Source organism: Wolbachia pipientis, assembly GCF_023661085.1.
Lineage (GTDB): Bacteria > Pseudomonadota > Alphaproteobacteria > Rickettsiales > Anaplasmataceae > Wolbachia.
The window spans coordinates 1-3,486 of the sequence record NZ_JAHDJT010000128.1; the positions used below are offsets into that span (position 1 = coordinate 1).

At 36.7% G+C, this 3,486-nt stretch carries 4 protein-coding genes; 1 reads left to right on the forward strand and 3 read right to left on the reverse strand.

The window, feature by feature from the left end:
- Positions 1-94: 94 nt before the first annotated feature.
- Genes fusA through rpsL form a run of 3 tightly spaced genes read right to left on the reverse strand, consistent with a single transcriptional unit; the run spans position 95 to position 3,042 of the window.
- Entirely contained in the window at positions 95-2,161 is a 2,067-nt protein-coding gene (gene fusA / locus DM84_RS05405) for an elongation factor G (RefSeq protein ID WP_250778934.1), read from the reverse strand.
- A 21-nt stretch (positions 2,162-2,182) separates the two neighbouring features.
- Complete coding sequence (gene rpsG, locus DM84_RS05410) at positions 2,183-2,662, reverse strand: 30S ribosomal protein S7 (RefSeq protein ID WP_250778936.1); 480 nt, start codon at positions 2,660-2,662, stop codon at positions 2,183-2,185.
- A 5-nt stretch (positions 2,663-2,667) separates the two neighbouring features.
- Positions 2,668-3,042, reverse strand: coding sequence for a 30S ribosomal protein S12 (gene rpsL / locus DM84_RS05415; RefSeq protein WP_250778938.1), 375 nt, complete (start codon positions 3,040-3,042; stop codon positions 2,668-2,670).
- A 257-nt stretch (positions 3,043-3,299) separates the two neighbouring features.
- Between rpsL and DM84_RS05420 the strand changes: the two genes are divergently transcribed.
- The coding region (locus tag DM84_RS05420) for a recombination protein O N-terminal domain-containing protein (RefSeq protein ID WP_250778940.1) at positions 3,300-3,486 on the forward strand (187 nt) is incomplete at its 3' end.

Consider the following 3,486-nt stretch of genomic DNA (forward strand, 5'->3'; position numbering starts at 1 on the left):
ACATGCCCTATTGTCCCCACATTCACATGCGGCTTGCCAAATGCTTCTACTACTTTTGTTGTAGCTTCTACTGCTGTTGTCATAATCGTTACCCTTAATTATACCTTAACTCATCAACCACATACTGTGGCACTTGTTCATAACAAGAAAAATGCATACTATATTGAGCCCTTCCTTGAGATATAGAACGCAAAACATTTATATAACCAAACATACTTGCAAGAGGCACTAAAGCAAGAATTATAGCACTATTACTATGCGTTTCCATACTTGAAACTTGTCCTCTTCTACTATTTACATCACCCATAATATCACCCATATACTCTTCAGGTGTAATAATTTCAACCTTCATTATAGGTTCTAACATCTTTGGACCAGCTTTATTTGCCATTTCCTTAAAAGCACCTTTGGCAGCCAGCTCAAAAGCTAAAGGACTTGAGTCAACTTCATGAAAGGCGCCATCAATAAGAGTAGCCTTAAAATCAATAACTGGAAAGCCAGAGATCATTCCTCCCTCTTTTATCAACTCCAAACCATTTTGCACACCAGGAATGTATTCTTTTGGAATTGCACCACCCACGATTTTACTTTCAAATTGAAACCCAGAACCAGGCTCAAGAGGTTCAAATAAGATCTTTACTCTAGCAAATTGACCAGCACCACCTGATTGTTTTTTGTGAGTGTAATCGATTTCAACAAATTTAGTAATAGTTTCACGATATGCAACCTGAGGCGCACCAATATTAACATCAACGTTAAACTCACGCTTTACTCTATCTGTAATAATTTCAAGATGCAATTCACCCATGCCTTTTAATATAGTCTGACCACTTTCTGCGTTTACCGACATTCTTAAAGAAGGATCCTCTGCAACTAACCTATTTAAAGCAATACCTAACTTTTCCTGATCTGAAGTAGTCTTAGGCTCCACAGCAATTTCAATAACAGGCTCAGGAAATTCCATACGCTCTAATAATATAGGAAAATCATGCGAACATAAAGTATCACCAGTAATCGTTTTTTTCAATCCAACTAAGGCAACTATATCCCCAACTTTAGCTTCGTTTATATCTTCCCTGTTGTTTGCATGCATAAGCAGCATTCTACCAATCCCTTCAGTCTCATTTTTTACCGCATTCAACACAGTAGATTTAGACTTCAACTTACCGGAATAAATACGAATAAACGTTAAGCTACCCACAAATTTATCTGTCATCACTTTAAATGCAAGAGCAACAAACTTTTCTTGCTCTGAAGGTTTAATCGCAATTTTCTTTTCTGAATCTTTAGGACTAGTTCCAACAATTTCATCAACATCAATAGGGGAAGGTAGAAAATCAACTATACCATCTAAAAGCGGCTGTACTCCTTTATTTTTGAAAGCTGATCCACATAATACAGGAACAAACGCTCCTTTAATAGCTCCGCTCCTCACACATTTCTTCAGCAAATCTACTGGCAGGTCATTAGATTCAAAATAAGTGTTCATTGCTTCATCATCCATCCCAGCAGCGGTATCTAATAAAAGATTTCGATACTCTTGAGCTTTATCAAGCAAATCAGAAGGAATATCTTCATAGAAAAACTTAGCACCTAACGTCTCTTCTTCCCATATAATAGCCTTCATAGAAATAAGATCTACTATGCCCTTAAAATCCTTCTCACTCCCTATCGGTAGCTGAATGACTAGAGGCACTGCTCCAAGCTTACTCTTAATCATATCAACACATCGATAAAAATTGGCTCCTATTCTATCCATTTTGTTGACAAAACAGATACGAGGGACATTATACTTATCAGCTTGACGCCAAACAGTCTCAGATTGAGGCTCAACTCCTGCAACCCCATCAAATACAGCAACTGCACCATCTAAAACTCGTAAAGATCTTTCAACTTCGATAGTAAAGTCAACATGTCCGGGAGTATCTATGATATTGATTCTATGATTATTCCAAAAACAGGTTGTTGCAGCAGATGTGATTGTAATACCACGCTCTTTCTCCTGCTCCATCCAATCCATAGAAGCTGCACCATCATGCACTTCACCAATTCTATTTTGTTTACCAGTATAAAATAAAATACGCTCCGTTGTGGTAGTCTTACCAGCATCTATATGAGCCATTATACCTATATTCCTGTATTTAGATATATTAATTTCCATATTACCATTAATTAGCCAACATCAAAAACGAAAATGAGAAAAGGCCTTATTAGCTTCAGCCATTTTATATTTTTCCTCATACATCTTAAACGCACCACCGCGCTTATTATAAGCATCTATTATTTCAGATTGCAGACAATCAGCAGAAGTTTTGCCACTCTTCTTTCTAGCAACAGAAGCAGCTTTAGCAATCCACCTTAATGCTAGAGAAATCGCTCTATCTTTCCTAACTTCACAAGGTACTTGATAAGTTGCACCGCCAATACGACGAGAACGCACTTCTACAGAAGGTGTAACATTTTCTACCGCTGTTTCAAAAATTGATATCCCGCTTTCATTTATTTTCTTTTCAGCTGAAGATAAAGCACCATATACAATTTTTTCTGCAATGGATTTTTTACCACATTTCATAATTACATTAATGAAACGCATCAACAAAACACTACTGTAACGTGAATCAGGAACTATTTCTCTCTTTCTTGCTTTATTACGACGAGCCATAAACTTTAACCAGACTTCTTTACACCATATTTTGAACGAGCTTTCTTACGATTTTGTACACCACGCAAATCGAGAGCACCTCTTATTATGTGATAACGCACACCTGGTAAATCTTTAACTCTCCCACCACGTATTAAAATAACAGAGTGCTCTTGTAAATTATGGCCCTCACCAGGTATATAAGCTGTCACTTCACCATATCCACTAACCCTTACTCTAGCTACCTTACGTAATGCTGAGTTAGGTTTCCTAGGAGTTGTAGTATACACCTTAGTGCAAACACCTCTCCTCTGAGGGTTGTTTTTTCCCAAGGCTGGTACCTTTTTCTTACATGATAATTTCAATCTACCCTTGCGTACTAACTGATTTATCGTAGGCATATATTAAAAACCAAGCTCATAAAATAACTTAAGCCCTAGTTATAAAATAATAAACCTCAATAGTCAATATAAAAATAAACGTTACTATTCTAATAATTTTAGCTCAACCTCTACGATCGCTGCCCAATAATGGCATTTGCTCGATGGCAGCATGAAAAGGCCTTAGTTTCATAATTTAAGTACCTCTGATTCTTGAGCTTAGAATTTGCTGTACTGATTTTACTACTATATAATATTATACGGTCAATACACTCCAAATGAGATGGAAAGATGAAGGCATCGCTATAGCCGTTAAAAAGTACGGTGATAAAAACTTAGTTCTTTCTCTGCTTACAAAAAATCACGGAAAGCGCAGGGGATTAACCAGGCTAACAAACGATAGTAACTATAAGTTTCAAATAAGTAATCTATTACATGCAGAATGGAGTGCTAAACTACCTGAAA

Bases quoted from the DNA above. Each gene is read 5' to 3' on its own strand.
- fusA (WP_250778934.1), bottom strand. From the start codon at position 2,161: ATGGAAATTAATATATCTAAATACAGGAATATAGGTATAATGGCTCAT.
- rpsG (WP_250778936.1), bottom strand. From the start codon at position 2,662: ATGGCTCGTCGTAATAAAGCAAGAAAGAGAGAAATAGTTCCTGATTCA.
- rpsL (WP_250778938.1), bottom strand. From the start codon at position 3,042: ATGCCTACGATAAATCAGTTAGTACGCAAGGGTAGATTGAAATTATCA.